The organism is Paraprevotella sp. (assembly GCF_986071375.1).
Genome location: NZ_CFQRNQ010000014.1, coordinates 70,441 through 86,795 on the forward strand (window position 1 = coordinate 70,441; position 16,355 = coordinate 86,795).

Below are 16,355 nucleotides of genomic sequence, written 5' to 3' on the forward strand. Positions count from 1 at the left end.
CTCGTGTGGCCGGATTTGACATTCTGACAATATGCCAATGGTCATTCATCCAAAATTTCAAAACGAACCGACATGGAATAATGGTTCTTAATCGTTCGAAAGCCATCGAAAGAAGCCGCGTCGGAAGAACTTACGTTGCTTTGTGCCGTGAACATGGGAGAAAGGCCGTTGTTTCCATTTTCAATGATGCGTTCCACTCCTCCAAGTTTTTGGCCCAATGCCTCAACCAAATAAGCGGCTTTCTTCCGGGCGGCCATCAAGGCGGCTATTTTCCCTTTTTGATGGTAAAGCTGCATGTCTTTGTTCTTCAACTCACCGATGCGCATCGTATGGATGCCTTTGGTGTCCACATGCCGGACAATGCGGTCGATTTGCTTGAAGTCGGTCAGCGTGAGGTCAAACCGCTTGGAAACGAGGAACTCCCGTCCGCTCTCGCGCCAATAGTCACCGATTTCCTGTGTGCGCACGGCTTCGTCCGGGACACCGGCTTCCCGGAGTGTTTTCCGCAACCCTTCCTCTATCCGGGCCAAGGGTACCTTCGTACGGTAATCTTCCTCTTTGGATTTGCCGTCGAATTCTTCGGCAAAATATTCCTTGATTTCGATGATGTAATGTATCTCATCCGGTACGATTTCCACCTCGGAAGTACCGGTCACTTCAATGTAACGCCCTTCGTCAGTAACGGCCTGCACCACGCCCCATGCCCAACCGGCCAGGAGCAGCATGAATAAAAGTCTTGTTCTCATACGCTTTTTTGTTTTTATGATTTGAAATATACGTAGGCATTCCGTCCTTCAGGAAAAGGCCAGTTCCGCTACCCCCTCGCGGACATAACCCCGCTGCCAGTCCTCCGGTTTGAGTAATTCCCCGTCGTAACACAGCAGGTCGATGTCTATTTTCACGATGCCTCGCGACTTATCGTCCGGTGTACGCCCATGGTCACGTTCTATCTTTTTCAGGCATTCGCGGACTTGCGATGCCGTGAGCGGAGTAGTAAAACAAGCCACCTGATTGTAAAACATGCGGGGCGAATCGAAGGCCACAGGGGCAGTCCGCACCAAGCGACTGAACACGATGCCGGGAAACGACATGCGCAAGTCGGACTGCGCTGCCAAAAGCCGTGCCGCCGTGCATTCATTGCTGCCCAATCCTATGAAACATTTCTTCATCCGTTCTTTTTATCCACAAAAATAGGGAGTTTTACCCTCCCTTACAAAATCTTTTTGTATTTTTGTATGGTATACTTTATTAATAGCTAAAAAATGAATTACATAGGGATTATTCCGGCACGATATGCTTCCACGAGATTTCCGGGCAAGCCTTTGGCCATGTTGGGCGGCAAGACTGTCATCCAACAGGTGTACGAGCAAGTGGCCGGCGCGGTGGACGATGTGCTCGTGGCCACCGATGACGAACGGATTCTCAAGGCTGTAGAAGGATTCGGCGGCAAGGCCGTCATGACCCGCGCAGACCACAAGAGCGGCACGGACCGCTGCTATGAGGCTTACGTATCGCAGGGCAAACCATACGACGTGGTCGTCAACATCCAGGGCGACGAACCTTTCATCCAACCGCAGCAGTTGGATGCCGTAAAGGCTTGTTTTGAAGACCCGCAAACGGAAATCGCCACCTTGGTGAAGCCTTTCACGTCAGCCGACGGTTGGTCTGCCTTGGAAAACGTCAACTCGCCCAAAGTGGTGGTCAACCGCCGGATGCAGGCCCTTTATTTCAGCCGTTCCATCATTCCTTACCAACGCAACAAGGATAAAACGGAGTGGCTGAAGGGGCATGTGTATTACAAGCATATCGGCTTGTATGCTTACAAGGCCGATGTGTTGAAAGAACTCACCTCCCTGCCGCAATCACCGTTGGAGCTGGCCGAATCGTTGGAACAATTACGGTGGTTGGAAAACGGTTACACCATCAAGGTGGGCACCAGTGAAATAGAAACCATCGGCATCGACACGCCGGCCGACCTCGAAGCGGCCGAAGCTTTCCTGAAGAACAGGAGCAAACGATAACACATTCAAATACATACAATACGGCAATGGGATTGAAACACAAACTCTTCGGCATAGTTTTGTTATGGCCTGCCCTGCAAGGCTACGCCCAAGAAATCAAAATAGGAAATTATACTTTTAAAGACGGTGCGGAATACCAGGGGGAACTGTTCAAAGGCAAACCCTACGGCAAAGGCATTACCCACTTCAAAAACGGGGACTCTTACGAAGGCGAATACGTGAAAGGCAAACGCCAAGGATACGGCGTGTATAAATTTCCTGACGGAGAAAAATACGAAGGCGAATGGTTTCAAGACCAACAACACGGGCATGGCATATATTATTTCATGAACAACAATAAATACGAAGGCTTGTGGTTCCGCGACTTCCAACAGGGACAGGGCACCATGTACTATTACAACGGAGACGTGTATAAAGGTAATTGGGAAGCCGACAAGCGGGAAGGTTACGGGGAATATAAATACGCCAACGGGGCATTCTACCGGGGAGAATGGAGCAATGACCAAAAAAACGGCAAAGGCATCTTCGACTGGAACGACGGTTCATGGTACGACGGCATGTGGAAAGACAACCAACGCAACGGCAAAGGTACGTTCAACTATGCCGACGGGGACAAATATACCGGAGAATGGGTGGACGACGTGCAGCACGGGAAGGGAGTGTACAAATTCCACAATGGCGACCAATATGAAGGCGGTTACGTACAGGGCGAACGTACCGGTGAAGGCATTTTCACTTTTGCCAACGGCAACAAGTACGTCGGCCAGTTCAAGAACGGATTCCAAGACGGTAAAGGCACGTTCACGTGGCACAACGGCGCATCGTACACCGGCATGTGGAAAGCCAACAAACGCGACGGACAGGGAAAATACGTGTGGAGCAACGGCGACACCTACGAAGGGAACTGGAAAGACGGACAAATGGACGGGGAAGGCATCTTGCGTATGACAGACGGCTCGAAGTTCAAGGGAATGTTCAAGAACGGAGAGAAGAACGGCCCCGGCATCATGGAGGATGAAAACGGTATGCGCTTCGAAGGAAACTTCAAGGACAATGAGAAAGACGGCCCTTTCGTGATGAAAGACAAGGACGGCAATATAGTCCAAAAAGGAGAGTACAGCCACGGAGTGATAGTAAAATAGGAGGAACATAAATGGACTTGGATTTTCTGACCGAGGAAGTCAAGAAACTGGCCAGACAGACCGGTGAGTTTTTAAAAAAAGAACGGCTTTCTTTTGACCGTAGCCGTGTAGAGCAGAAAGCGGCACATGATTATGTGTCGTACGTGGACAAGACATCTGAAAAACATATCGTGGAGAGGTTGCATGAATTGCTCCCCGAAGCCGGTTTTATTGCCGAAGAAGGGTCCGGTTCGTTGGAAGAACAGGAATATTGTTGGGTGGTGGATCCCTTGGACGGGACGAGCAATTATATTCATGACTGCATGCCGTATTGCGTGAGCATTGCCTTGCGCAACCGTGAGGAAATACTGTTGGGCGTAGTGTACGAGTGCGGCCGTGAAGAACTCTTTTGGGCCAACAAAGACAGTAGGGCTTATTTGAACGGCAAGGAGATATACGTCAGCGACCAAAGTGTGCTCGACCAATCTTTCATTGAATTAGGGTTCCCATATAAAGCAGAGAACTACCGCTCTTTCGCCCTCGGCCTCATACAAGACTTGTACGGCCATGTGGGAGGGCTGCGGCTTATGGGCGCGGCCGCCGCAGAAATCTGCTATATTGCAGCCGGGCGCTTTGAAGCCCGCGTGGAGGCTTTCATAGGGCCATGGGATATTGCGGCGGGGTACATCATCCTGAAACAAGCAGGTGGTAAAATGACTGGATTTGACGGCAATCCTGATTGCCTCGGGGCCAAGGAAGTGTTCGCCTCGAACGGAAAAGTGCATGAAGATCTCTTGAAAGTGCTCCAAAGGCATAAAAAGTTACTGAAAAATGAATGAGATATTCGTACAAACGTCTATATTTGCACCGACAGAACGATAAACCCCTGACATTATGATTATCGATGACATAGCGCACCTGAAAGATTATACCCGTCTTCTCCCTACATTGAAGACGGTCATCGGCTTTTTGGAAAGCCACGATTTGCAAGCTTTACCGGAAGGACGCTTTGAATGGGATGCCGACGGATGCTTCGTAAACGTGCAGACCGTCCCTCCAAAGGCTTCTTCCCAAGCCGTTCTCGAATCGCACAGGAAAATGGTAGACATACAAATACCTCTCACGGGCGATGAAACCATGGGATATTCCCCCTTAAAAGAATTGCAGCCTACACCATACGATGAAACCAAAGACATTTCATTCTATAAAGAGTGCCCTGGAAATTTCGTCACCGTAAAGAAAGGCATGTTTGCCATCTTTTTCCCGCAAGACGCACACGCGCCGGGCGTAACACCGACAGCTTTGAAGAAAGCCGTCTTTAAAATTCCGGTATCGGATGATTGGAACCAACAATAAAAATAACACCTTAATTCTATTCTTATTATGGCAAAATCAACAGTAAAGTCAAGTCCAAAGACTTTGGACATCATTAAAAACGACCCTTGGCTGAAAGATTATGAAGCCGCTATCGTGGGTCGCCACCGGCATGCGGAAGACAAAATCGCAGAACTCACGCAGAATGGGAAATGCTCTTTGTCGGACTTCGCTTCGGGATACTTATATTTCGGCCTGCACCGCACGGCTACGGGGTGGGTGTTCCGCGAATGGGCGCCCCATGCCACCGAAATCTATTTGATAGGCGATTTCAATGATTGGAAGGAATCGCCGAAATACCAGTTGAAAAGGATAAAGGACACCGGCAACTGGGAAATCAAATTGCGCGGCAAAGCCCTCAAGCACGGCGACCTTTACAAGTTGAAAATACATTGGGAAGGCGGATGCGGCGAACGTATTCCGGCATGGTGCCGCCGCGTGGTGCAAGACGAACAGACCAAAATCTTCAGTGCACAGGTCTGGGCACCCGAACAGCCCTACGTATGGAAAAAGAAGACTTTCCGCCCCAATACGGCTCCCTTGCTGATTTATGAATGCCACATCGGCATGGCGCAAGATGCGGAGAAAGTAGGGTCTTACAATGAATTCCGTGAAAACGTGCTGCCCCGCATCGCTGCAGACGGGTACAACTGCATACAAATCATGGCCATACAGGAACATCCTTACTACGGAAGTTTCGGCTACCATGTGTCGAGTTTTTTTGCCGCTTCCAGTCGTTTCGGTACGCCGGAGGAACTAAAGCAGCTCATCGACGAGGCCCATAAAAGGGGCATCGCCGTGATTATGGATATCGTGCACTCCCATGCCGTGAAGAACGAAGTGGAAGGCCTGGGCAACTTTGCCGGTGACCCCTGCCAGTACTTCTATTCGGGCGGACGGCGTGAACACCCTGCTTGGGACAGTTTGTGTTTCGATTATGGCAAGAACGAGGTCATGCACTTCCTATTGTCCAACTGCAAATTCTGGTTGGACGAGTACCATTTCGACGGTTTCCGCTTCGACGGTGTCACGTCTATGCTCTATTACAGCCACGGGTTGGGCGAGGCGTTCTGCAACTATGGGGATTATTTCAACGGGCATGAGGACGACAATGCCATCTGTTATCTGACGTTGGCTAATGTGCTGATTCACGAAGTCAACCCCAAAGCCATTACCATAGCTGAGGAAGTGAGCGGCATGCCGGGATTGGCTGCCCCGTTCAAAATCGGCGGATACGGGTTCGACTACCGCATGGCCATGAACATTCCCGACTATTGGATAAAGACCATCAAGGAAAAGAAGGACGAGGACTGGAAACCCAGCAGCATGTTCTGGGAAGTAACGAACCGACGGGCTGACGAGAAGACCATATCTTATTGTGAAAGCCACGACCAGGCTTTGGTGGGCGACAAGACTATCATTTTCCGCTTGATAGATGCCGACATGTATTGGCACTTCAAAAAAGGAGATGAAAACTACGCTGTAGAACGCGGTATAGCCTTGCATAAAATGATTCGCCTGCTTACGGCTTCCACCATCAACGGCGGTTATCTGAATTTCATGGGTAATGAGTTTGGTCATCCGGAGTGGATTGATTTTCCGCGTGAAGGTAACGGATGGAGTCACAAGTATGCACGGAGACAGTGGAATCTTGTAGACAATAAAGAGTTGTGCTATCATTACTTAGGCGATTTCGACAAAGCAATGCTTGATATTATTGGCAAGGAGAAAAATATCCAGAAATCTCCCGTGACGGAAATCTGGCATAACGATGGCGACCAGGTATTGGCCTATAGCCGTAATGACCTCATATTTGTCTTTAACTTCAGCTATGCCCGTTCGTATACGGATTACGGCTTCATGGTGCCTCAAGGGGCTTACGACGTGGTGCTGAACACTGATGCCCCGGCATTCGGCGGACACGGATTGAATGATGACAGCCTCCGCCACTTGACCAACTTCGACCCGCTTCTGGCCCGGGATGGAAAGGGATGGCTCAAACTCTATCTTCCGGCACGTTCCGCCATGGTACTCCGTCGGGCGCAAGAAGATAAAAAGACGGAAAATGAATAAGAGTAAAAACAAATAAACTGAAACTGGATTCCGGATGTACAAACCGACATATAAGAAAAGAACCGCACGCATGATTTCATGGGTATGCGGTTCTCTTTTCACCTTGTTCTCCCTGCTTTACCTGTTTGTGATGCAGGCTGACTTATTGGCTACCGCACAACATTTGTTGTCGAAAGGGCAGACCGTTTATTCTCCGTTGTGGGGAGCGGTCGTCATTACCCTTCTGCTACTGCTATTGCAGGGAGTTTTTCGGCGGATAATGGTATATCCGTTGCGTTTCCATGCGCTCTATTATTTCCCGTCGTGCGTCGTGTTGGGATTGCTTACGTCCATTGTTCCTCAAACGGGATGGAATGTGCAATTATCCACTAATTGGATATGGCTCACGGTCTGCATTTTTCTGTATATCCTTGTGACATGGACAGCCCTGCATTTCCCGGACCGTAAAAACGGAAAACAGAATGCTTTTTCCTTCCTTTGGGTGAATTTCCTATGGCTTGCGTTGCAGTTCTGCATGGTAAACAGCATAGCCAATACGAAAGATGTATACCACTATCGGCTCAAAGCCGAGAGATGCCTCGTCGAAGGGCAGGACTCATTGGCGTTGCAAGTAGGAGCCAAATCATTACAGGCAGACCGGAGCCTGACTGCCATGAGAATGTTTGCACTAAGCCGTGAGAACCTTTTAGGCGAGAAGCTTTTCGATTTTCCTCAATATAATGGTAGCCAAGGGCTGTTGCCCAGTTTTTCTGATACAACCTACGCTCATGATTGGACAAAGGCCTTATACAAACATTTAGGGGGGAAGCCGGGGAAAAATATGAAAGACAACACTCAGTTTCTCGAGCTTCTGTCACAACGGCCTTCGGCCACTGCTGCCGCAAAAGATTATTTGCTCTGCGCCTATCTGTTGGACAAGAACCTTGATGCTTTTGTCACCGTACTACCACGTTGCCATGAAGTGAACGACAACCTCCCGTTACATTACAAAGAGGCTCTCATTCTATATAACCGTTTGCATACCACTCCGGCCATTACGTACAAAAACAGCGTAATAGAAACAAATCTGAACGACTTCCTCCACTACGGTATGCAATATACCCATGCGACGGAACGCTCGAACCAATGCCGGCGCATGTACGGAAATACGTATTGGTGGTATTATTATTATCAAAAACCTTCTGAATAATCGTAGCTTTATCCCCTATATTCCCGCCATAAATGCCGCAAAGCAATCAGGGGATGATACCATAACATACGCGGACCTGCATATCGCATCACTTTCCGGATGCGTCGCTTCATGTCCGGACGGTAGCAATGTATGGTGCAAAGACGGCACGTACGCTTATCTTTCTGAAAGGAACACCGTGATAGACGTGCACGGGAATAATCCAACATTTCACGGCACTCCGGACATAAAGTCCTGTTGCCTTCCTTGTAGCGACAGTAGAGACGAATCATCAATTCTACCGTACGCTGCTCTTCCTCTATCCGGTTGTTTTTACCCTTGCCCAAAGCCGTTCTTTTCCTTTCTACCTATTCTTTAATGCGAATCAAGGCATTGGCCAAAATAGCTGTGACACCACCGGTCGTGATTCCGGACGAGAATATGTTTCTCACCGTTTCCGGAAGTTGTGAAAGAATCTCGGGCACCAATTCCACACTTAATCCCAAAGAAAAACTCAATGCCATCACCAACGTGGCTTTGCGGTCGATGGTCTGGGCTGCAATAATGCGGATTCCGGCGGAAGCCACTGTGCCGAACATCAACAGCGTGGCACCGCCCAATACAGGTTCAGGCATCAAGGAGAACACCAGACCCACGGCCGGGAAAAGTCCTAGCAAGACAAGGAATCCTGCGATATAATATCCTACGTAACGGCTCGCTACTCCAGTCAACTGTATCATCCCGTTATTTTGGGCAAAGACTGAGTTGGGGAAGGAATTGAACACTCCGGCCAACATGGAATTGAAACCATCGGCCAAAATCCCTCCGGAAGCCCGTTTCACGAACGTCTTTCCCTCTACCGGCTCTCCCGAGATGAGTGAATTGGCCGTGATGTCGCCGTAGGCTTCAATCGCCGTAATCAAATACACCAGTCCCAAAGCGATAAAAGCCGACCAGTCAAAAGACAAGCCGTATTTAAAAGGTACAGGTATATTGAACCCTCCATAACTCTGTACCGAAGAAAAGTCCACCAACCCCATACACCAAGCCACCGCATAACCGATGACAAGTCCGATGACAATCGAGCTCATACGCAAGTAACGGTTCGAGCTCCTGTTGAAGAAAATAATCAGCAACAGAACCAAAGCCGCCAGGCCGACATGTTCAAAGCTGCCGAAAGTCCCGTTACTTTTGGCCACCGCACCGCCTCCGCAGGCCGTAATCCCCACTTTGATAAGGCTCATGCCAATCAGCGTCACGACAATACCGGAAACCAACGGCGTAATGATTTTACGGGTATATTTCAATAAGCGGCTAATCAACATTTCTACTGTAGAGGCCGCCATGCAAGCCCCGAAAATAACGGGAAGACCTCCGGTCAGCCCCGCAGAGATGATAGGACCGATGAAAGAAAAGCTCGTGCCCTGTATGCACAGCAATCCCGTACCGATACCTCCGATTCGCTTGCACTGTATAAACGTGGATACGCCGGAAGCAAACAATGCCATGGAAACCAGAAAACTGGTCGTCTCGATGTCCAACTTCAAAGCTCCGGCTATGATAAGCGGTGGGGTGATGATAGCCACGAAAATGGCCAATAAATGTTGCAGAGCTGCAAATAAAGTTTCGCGTAAAGGCGGCCGATCGTTCAACCCGTATATCAACTCTGTTTTTAATTCGGATTTGTTTGATTCTTCCATTGGTTTCTTCTTGTGTATGTTTGATTTATATGTAGGAAAACAGCCTAACTTCATAATTTGGGCGCAAAGGTACGAAAAAAACAGTAAAGGAAGTATGCCTGTTTCGCTTTCTCCTGATAATTAATAGGCATTTCGAGTCAAATGTTAAAATTTCGAGGTCCAATTAGGTATTTTCATCCCATCATTCGTCCTATATATAAAACTATCTAGAAAACAGTCCGGTCTCGCAGTTATATCGGTTCTGCTGCGTCTTACGGTAAAACTAATAGAACCTTGAATTTCGTTATGAAGAAGAAAGACTTTTTTAAGAGTAGCCCTTTGCGGGATACACGGCGGGGGGTGGCTACTTTTGCCATGGCATTGGCCGTCAGCGGCATGCTTTCCGCGCAAAATTGGATTGATGTAACAGATACGTACATCGTGAACGCAGATTTCTCCACCGGTACGAACGAAGGGTGGGAATCCGGAACCATACTTCCTGCGGTAAATGCAACGTTCCAGAATGCAGAGCTTTACCAATCACAAAATTCGGCCTCCCAAAAAGTCATGGGCCTGAAAGCCGGAAAATACAAATTGGCAGTGCAAGGTTTTTACCGTGCGGGTGGAAATGACAACGGTGCCGGTTATGAAGCCGGGACGGAGGTCATTCAGGCTTACTTGTTTGCCGGGACGGATTCTGTAAAAATGAAATCGCTTTATAGCGAAGCGAAAGATGGGAGCGTGGCAAACCAAAGAAACGGATGGCCGGACGGGATGGAAGGCATGCATGCCTATTGTGAAAAATATCCGGAAAGTTATTGGAACGAACTTACTTTCACCGTGAACGAAGGGAAGGAAATGCTAATGGGTATCGCCATTACCACCAATGCCGGAGGGACATGGACTTGTTGGGACAATTTTAAACTGTACATTGAAGGTACGGCTTTCGATGCTTTTGCCGTAAAGCTCAACAAGTTGGAGTTCCTACAGGATTCTCTTCAGGTCTTGGGGATTACAGCTTCTCAAGAATTGTCATCGATAATCGATAAGTATAAGGAATATAATGCTTCCACCCCTGAAAGCGAAATCGCACAAGCTACCGTCATTATAGAAGAGCATACGGCTTTGGCCCAAACCTTGTGTACCCATGGGGCAACTTTACGTAACAGCATCGCAAGGGCACAGGATATATACGGCAAAATGGAAAGCGGTGTTTATCAGGTTGCAGATGCCGTGAGGGCGGACTTGAAAAATGGAATTGAAGCGGCCCAAAGCATATTACAACTATCTACATTGAACGAAGTGAAAGACGGTGTGGAACAAGGTATTGCCGATATGGAAGCCGCCACGGCGAAAGCCACTACGTTCATCAGTTTGGCATATTCCCTGCAAAAGGCAAAGGATTTGGCCGACAGGATAGGTGGATTGGAAGGCAACGAAGCTTATGCCCAAGTGGAAACTTTGCTCTCCGGTAAGGAAGAAATTACGTATGATGTAGCCGCTGCTGCGACTTCTTCGCTGAATGCAGTATGTCTCCCAGCCATGACAGAGGAATTTTTGGAAGGAGCTTCTGATGAGAATCCGATAGAACTTACCAGTTTCATCACCAATCCCAATATTTACCAAAAAACGTCTGAAATGACACCGCCTGATGGTTGGAAGTGCCAGAAAGGGAGTGCCGATGGAAAATGGTATACCACTCCGGAAGGCACAGGTAACAAAGGATTGATATGTAACAGTTGGACAGGAAGCCGCCTTACGGGATCCAATTACAGCCAACTGATAGGAGGCGATTCGGATGGTGCCGTCAAGCTACCGGACGGCCTGTATACACTGAAAGCCGCCACGTGGACCAATACGGAACCGTCCAGTGTGCATTTGTATGCCTCTACCGACAGTATGGATTTTGCTTTTGCCGAGGTGAATGCTGACAAGGCACTTTATGACAACGCCAGCGAGACATTCGGTACCACGACCGAAGTGTCCAGTTTTGAGGTACGTGACGGTAAACTGTACATCGGTGTCGTTTGCGACGGCCCCGTAACCGGGAACGGAAAGGATTGGAATGCGGATAATTTCCGCCTTTATTACATAAAGAAAGATGTAATCAGTGCCTACCGCGACCGCTTACAAGTCCGTTTGGATTCAGCATATTCAAAGCATGGGGTGATAGTAGAAATAGGAATTGACGACAGCGATACTTATGGAATTGCTTTGGATGAGCAGGAAGGTTATCCGTCATTGATAGGACATGCCACCGTAGAGGAACTTAAAATGGCTATTGAAGACTTGGATGATTTGAATGCAGAAGCTGACAGTATCATAAAGCACTATAAGACCATCACACCGCTGTTAAGCGAAGGTTCTGCTTTGGATGCCCAGATAAGAGACGGGCTTGCATACGCCCAGCCTAAACCTACGGCTGATTTCTCGGTTGCTTTGGAAGACGCTATGGTTTATGCCGAAGACATGAGTTGGGATAACTATTTGGATGAAAGAATCAAGACCAAAATAGAAACCCTTAACGGCTGTATGCAAACTTTAAGAGCCTCCATAGCTTTGTGCTATCCTATGGCCAAAGCCAAAACCTTGGCAGACCAAATCGGTGGTTTGTCTGATAATGAAGCCTATAAGGCTGTGGTGGAATTATTGAAAAACGATGATTTCGACGAAATCGATGCCGACATGAATACGGAGGCTTTGAAGATGGCATGCGTGGAAGCAATGACTCCGGAAGTATTGGCAGGAGTGAGTGTGGATCATCCGTTGGATATGACCAGTTTCATTGTGAACCCGAATGTCTATCAAAACGCGACGGATGAAAACGGTTCCCCTATAAACACCCTCGTCAACGGTTGGGAGTGCACGAGTACTGCGGATTCTCCGGCCAGAACCGACCAGTTATCAGGTGATACATGGCTGAGTTGTTGGAGTTGGTCCGGAAATGCCGCACATAATATCGGCACACCCAATGTTTATTCCCAAGTGTTGGGCAATATGGGAAACCAAGAAGGTAAAGTGGCTTTACCAGACGGTGCTTATCGTGTAGAAGCCGCAACTTATTGCACAAAACAGCCTGAACTTATCCAACTGTTTGCCTTGACACGCCAAATTGATATTGAAACTGTTGAAAGTGGTACAGGAGCTGATAGTACGGTCTATGTGTATTCGGACAGCGTTTTCACGGATGCGCCTTTCAACGGGGATAAGGACAAATGGGACGTAGCCCAAGGGGCACTTTCCACGACCACGGTCATCCCGGAGGTGTATGTGGAAAACGGTACGGTAGTCATCGGTGTACGGGGAACCGGAGTCGTAGGAGGCAACGGGCAATACTGGTGGGCAGACAACTTCCGCCTCTATTATGTCGGACAGAACAAGGGTGATAATATCCACGGCATTTCAAATGGTAATCCTGATGGAAAGGACGAAGTGGATGTATTCGACTTGACCGGACGCATGGTTCGCCAAAGCGTGAAACGCACGGATGCGTTGAGAGGGTTGCGTAAAGGCATCTATATTGTAGATGGTAAAAAGTATATTGTTAAATAATGTATCACATCACAAACCCAAACATGATTTTATGAAAAAAGTTATTTCATTGTTCCTGTTCTTTCTCATGGTATGGAATTCGTCAGCGAAGGACTTTCCCAAAGTCATCCTTGCCGGAGACTATCCCGATCCCTCCATCTTGCGCGACGGGAAGGATTACTACATGACGCATTCTCCTTTTTATTATGCGCCGGGCTTCCTGATCTGGCATTCCCAAGACTTGGAACATTGGGAACCGGTATGCCGTGCCATGGCACAATGGGAAGGCTCGGCCATGGCACCGGATTTGGTGAAATATAATAATAGGTATTATATCTATTATCCGGCCGCAGGGACGAATTGGGTGATATGGGCAGACGACATCCTCGGGTCGTGGAGCACACCGGTAGATTTAAAGGTGAAAGGCATCGACCCCGGACATGTGGTCGATGCGGATGGAAAACGTTACCTCTATCTTTCCGAAGGCAAAGTCGTGCAGCTCTCCGACGACGGATTGTCTACGGTGGGCGAGGTAAAAAAGGTCTACGACGGTTGGCCCTATCCCCGGAACTGGCGAACAGAAGGCATGTACCTGGAATCTCCGAAGCTGAATTACCACAACGGGTATTATTACCTCACGTCGGCCGAAGGCGGAACTGCCGGACCGGGCACCAGTCACATGGTCGTGACGGCACGCTCGAAAAGCGTACTCGGTCCGTGGGAAAACTCTCCGTTCAACCCGTTGGTGCATACTTACAGTGAAAGGGAAAGCTGGTGGTCTAAAGGGCACGGCACACTGATAGACGACGTAAACGGAAACTGGTGGGTGGTGTACCACGCATACGCCAAAGGTTACCATACGTTGGGACGGCAAACCCTTATCGAACCGATCGAGTGGACGCCAGACGGATGGTGCCGTGCCAAATCCACAGGCACGCTTCCCAAGACTGAGGCTCCCATCCCTCACGGCCTGGAACTTTCCGATGACTTCAAGGGGAAGGTATTGGGCTTACAATGGACGTTCTGGAAAGAATATGCCCCGAAAGCCGTGACGCTCGAAAACCAAACATTGCGGCTGCAAGCCAAAGGCAAGACTCCAGCAGACGGCCGACTGTTGCTCGCTACTGCGGAAGACAAGAATTATGAAACACAAGTTGAAGTCACGGTCGGGAAAAACAATACAGCCGGACTCCTGCTTTATTATAGCGAAAAAGCATACGCCGGACTGGTATCGGACGGTAAGACGTTCACCGTCTACCGGCACGCCGGACAAAAGACAGAAATGCCCAACACGTTAGGCAGACAGTTCACGGTACGGATAAAGAACCAAGGCAACCACGTCTCCATTTTGGTTGGAAAGGACGGAAAGGAATGGGCCACACTGGCCGAAGGCATCGATGTGTCCGGCATGCACCACAACGCCTACAAGGGTTTCTATGCCTTGCGTATAGGCTTGGTTTCCATCGGGAAGGGTGAAGCGGCTTTCCACCGGTTCCGTTATAAAAACGCCGTTCCGCAGGAAAAAGACTTGAGTGCCTACCTGATGGTGTTCCACAAGGACGAAACGCACGGGCTCTACATGGCATTGAGCCGCGACGGATACACGTTCACGGCCCTGAACGACGGGGAACCTGTCTTAGCCGGTGATACGATTGCTTACCAAAGAGGGATACGCGACCCTTATATCTATCGTGGCCCGGATGGCGCATTCTATTTGGCCATGACCGACCTCCACGTATTTGCCCGTCGTGACGGTTTCCGCGAAACGGAGTGGGAGCGCGACCGCAACATGTACGGTTGGGGAAACAACAAGGGACTGGTGCTGATGAAGTCGTGGGACTTGGTAAACTGGAAACGCGCCAACATCCGTTTCGACCAACTGACAGCCGGTTTGAGTGAAATAGGCTGCGCATGGGCACCTGAAATTGCCTACGATGAACGGGTGGGCAAACTGATGATTTACTACACCATGCGCTTCCGTGACGAACGCAACAAACTGTATTACGTGTATGTGAATGATGATTTCGACCGTATCGAGAGCTTGCCTCAACTGCTCTACGAATACCCGGACGAAACGGTTTCGGCCATCGACGGCGACATCACCAAGGTAGGGGACAAGTACCATCTTTTCTACGTGGCGCACGACGGACAGCCGGGTATCAAGCAGGCCGTTTCCGATCGTATCAACGGAGGCTACGAATACGATCCGCGTTGGTACGACTTTGAACCGAAATCTTGTGAGGCTCCCACGGTATGGAAACGCCTCGGAGAGGACAAATGGGTGCTGATGTACGACGTATACAGCATCACGCCGCACAATTTCGCCTTTACCGAAACTTCGGACTTCATCACGTTCAAGAATCTAGGACGTTTCAACGAAGGCGTAATGAAATCCACGAATTTCAACGCGCCCAAGCATGGGGCTGTGGCACATCTGACCGCAGAAGAGGCCGACAAGCTTGAAGCTTACTGGCAGAAGAACAAACGGAAATATGTCTCCACGGCATCCATACAGAAAAATCCCCTGTTCTCCGGTTATTACGCAGACCCGGAAGTGCTGTATTCCGAACAGACTAAGAAATATTACATTTATCCCACGACGGACGGTATTCCGAATTGGGGCGGCACGAGTTTCAAGGCTTTCTCGTCTGCCGACTTGAAGACTTGGAAAGAAGAACGCGTCGTCTTGGATCTGAGAAACGTGTCTTGGGCGAAAAAGAACGCATGGGCACCTTGCATCATAGAGAAAAAGCAGACAGACGGCAGTTACAAATATTACTTTTACTATACAGCAGAACGGCAAATCGGAGTGGCTGTGGGCGACCGTCCGGAAGGGCCGTTCCGTGATAGCGGAAAACCGTTGATAAGCCGCAAACGACCCAGCGGAATGAAACGCGGGCAGAATATCGACCCGGACGTTTTCACCGACCCCGTGAGCGGTAAGACTTATTTGTACTGGGGCAACTATTACATGGCCGTGTGTGAACTGGACGACGACATGGTGTCCATCAAACCGAACACCACGAAGATACTTATCGACAACGACCGGCATTACAGTGAAGCGCCTTATGTCTTTTACCGCAACGGCTACTATTATTTCACATGGTCTAAAAACGACACGCGGAGCGCGGACTATGAAGTCCGTTACGTGCGCTCCAAGTCTCCTGTCGGCCCGATTGACCCGTCGGAAAGCCGGGTGGTAGTCTGCAAAAAGCCCGATCAGGGCATCTACGCCACAGGCCACCAGTCATTCCTGCAGGTGCCCGGCACAGACGAATGGTATATTGTCTACCATCGCTTCAAGTTCCCCGACGGCATCACGATGGGGCGTGAAGCGTTATCACCGCGAAGTCTGCATGGATCGCGTGGTTTTTAATGAAGACGGCAC

At 49.2% G+C, this 16,355-nt stretch carries 11 protein-coding genes and 2 pseudogenes; 9 read left to right on the forward strand and 4 right to left on the reverse strand.

Annotated elements, in window-relative coordinates; all coding sequences use genetic code 11:
• Positions 1-41: 41 nt before the first annotated feature.
• Together AC5RDV_RS09045 and AC5RDV_RS09050 are read right to left on the reverse strand one after the other, a co-directional pair.
• Positions 42-746: an SIMPL domain-containing protein gene (locus tag AC5RDV_RS09045; RefSeq protein WP_282748241.1), complete on the reverse strand. Its 705-nt coding sequence runs from the start codon at positions 744-746 to the stop codon at positions 42-44.
• A 48-nt stretch (positions 747-794) separates the two neighbouring features.
• Positions 795-1,169 (reverse strand): 2-amino-4-hydroxy-6-hydroxymethyldihydropteridine diphosphokinase, encoded by a 375-nt coding sequence (locus AC5RDV_RS09050; RefSeq protein ID WP_282748240.1) that lies wholly within the window; start codon positions 1,167-1,169, stop codon positions 795-797.
• Positions 1,170-1,262: 93 nt separating this feature from the next.
• Between AC5RDV_RS09050 and kdsB the strand changes: the two genes are divergently transcribed.
• From kdsB to AC5RDV_RS09080, 6 genes are all read left to right on the forward strand, one after another.
• Entirely contained in the window at positions 1,263-2,021 is a 759-nt protein-coding gene (gene kdsB / locus AC5RDV_RS09055) for a 3-deoxy-manno-octulosonate cytidylyltransferase (protein WP_282748239.1), read from the forward strand.
• Between the two features lie 26 nt (positions 2,022-2,047).
• Positions 2,048-3,163 (forward strand): MORN repeat-containing protein, encoded by a 1,116-nt coding sequence (locus AC5RDV_RS09060; RefSeq protein WP_008629155.1) that lies wholly within the window; start codon positions 2,048-2,050, stop codon positions 3,161-3,163.
• A gap of 11 nt (positions 3,164-3,174) precedes the next feature.
• The gene (locus AC5RDV_RS09065) at positions 3,175-3,981 is read left to right on the forward strand and encodes an inositol monophosphatase family protein (protein WP_008629150.1); all 807 of its coding nucleotides are present in this window, start codon (positions 3,175-3,177) and stop codon (positions 3,979-3,981) included.
• A 55-nt stretch (positions 3,982-4,036) separates the two neighbouring features.
• The gene (locus AC5RDV_RS09070) at positions 4,037-4,498 is read left to right on the forward strand and encodes a NanQ anomerase/TabA/YiaL family protein (RefSeq protein WP_282748238.1); all 462 of its coding nucleotides are present in this window, start codon (positions 4,037-4,039) and stop codon (positions 4,496-4,498) included.
• Positions 4,499-4,525: 27 nt separating this feature from the next.
• Entirely contained in the window at positions 4,526-6,589 is a 2,064-nt protein-coding gene (locus AC5RDV_RS09075) for an alpha amylase C-terminal domain-containing protein (RefSeq protein WP_282748237.1), read from the forward strand.
• A gap of 70 nt (positions 6,590-6,659) precedes the next feature.
• Complete coding sequence (locus tag AC5RDV_RS09080; protein WP_282748236.1) at positions 6,660-7,778, forward strand: DUF6057 family protein; 1,119 nt, start codon at positions 6,660-6,662, stop codon at positions 7,776-7,778.
• A gap of 8 nt (positions 7,779-7,786) precedes the next feature.
• Here the strand turns inward: AC5RDV_RS09080 and AC5RDV_RS09085 are convergent, their stop codons facing one another.
• Together AC5RDV_RS09085 and AC5RDV_RS09090 are read right to left on the reverse strand one after the other, a co-directional pair.
• A complete protein-coding gene (locus tag AC5RDV_RS09085; protein ID WP_282748235.1) occupies positions 7,787-8,104 on the reverse strand; it encodes a nitrous oxide-stimulated promoter family protein in 318 nt (105 codons plus the stop codon).
• A gap of 21 nt (positions 8,105-8,125) precedes the next feature.
• Positions 8,126-9,457, reverse strand: coding sequence for a nucleobase:cation symporter-2 family protein (locus tag AC5RDV_RS09090; protein WP_040603101.1), 1,332 nt, complete (start codon positions 9,455-9,457; stop codon positions 8,126-8,128).
• Positions 9,458-9,742: 285 nt separating this feature from the next.
• Between AC5RDV_RS09090 and AC5RDV_RS09095 the strand changes: the two genes are divergently transcribed.
• From AC5RDV_RS09095 to AC5RDV_RS09105, 3 genes and pseudogenes are all read left to right on the forward strand, one after another.
• Positions 9,743-12,988, forward strand: coding sequence for a T9SS type A sorting domain-containing protein (locus AC5RDV_RS09095; protein ID WP_282748234.1), 3,246 nt, complete (start codon positions 9,743-9,745; stop codon positions 12,986-12,988).
• Positions 12,989-13,019: 31 nt separating this feature from the next.
• Positions 13,020-15,440, forward strand: a pseudogene (locus AC5RDV_RS09100) (family 43 glycosylhydrolase); the annotation flags it as partial.
• A 102-nt stretch (positions 15,441-15,542) separates the two neighbouring features.
• Positions 15,543-16,343: pseudogene (locus tag AC5RDV_RS09105) on the forward strand (family 43 glycosylhydrolase); the annotation flags it as partial.
• Positions 16,344-16,355 lie beyond the last annotated feature (12 nt).

What these genes read in the sequence shown, in the direction of transcription:
- AC5RDV_RS09045 (WP_282748241.1), bottom strand. Translation starts at nt 746, where the DNA reads ATGAGAACAAGACTTTTATTCATGCTGCTCCTGGCCGGTTGGGCATGG.
- AC5RDV_RS09050 (WP_282748240.1), bottom strand. Translation starts at nt 1,169, where the DNA reads ATGAAGAAATGTTTCATAGGATTGGGCAGCAATGAATGCACGGCGGCA.
- kdsB (WP_282748239.1), top strand. Translation starts at nt 1,263, where the DNA reads ATGAATTACATAGGGATTATTCCGGCACGATATGCTTCCACGAGATTT.
- AC5RDV_RS09060 (WP_008629155.1), top strand. Translation starts at nt 2,048, where the DNA reads ATGGGATTGAAACACAAACTCTTCGGCATAGTTTTGTTATGGCCTGCC.
- AC5RDV_RS09065 (WP_008629150.1), top strand. Translation starts at nt 3,175, where the DNA reads ATGGACTTGGATTTTCTGACCGAGGAAGTCAAGAAACTGGCCAGACAG.
- AC5RDV_RS09070 (WP_282748238.1), top strand. Translation starts at nt 4,037, where the DNA reads ATGATTATCGATGACATAGCGCACCTGAAAGATTATACCCGTCTTCTC.
- AC5RDV_RS09075 (WP_282748237.1), top strand. Translation starts at nt 4,526, where the DNA reads ATGGCAAAATCAACAGTAAAGTCAAGTCCAAAGACTTTGGACATCATT.
- AC5RDV_RS09080 (WP_282748236.1), top strand. Translation starts at nt 6,660, where the DNA reads ATGATTTCATGGGTATGCGGTTCTCTTTTCACCTTGTTCTCCCTGCTT.
- AC5RDV_RS09090 (WP_040603101.1), bottom strand. Translation starts at nt 9,457, where the DNA reads ATGGAAGAATCAAACAAATCCGAATTAAAAACAGAGTTGATATACGGG.
- AC5RDV_RS09095 (WP_282748234.1), top strand. Translation starts at nt 9,743, where the DNA reads ATGAAGAAGAAAGACTTTTTTAAGAGTAGCCCTTTGCGGGATACACGG.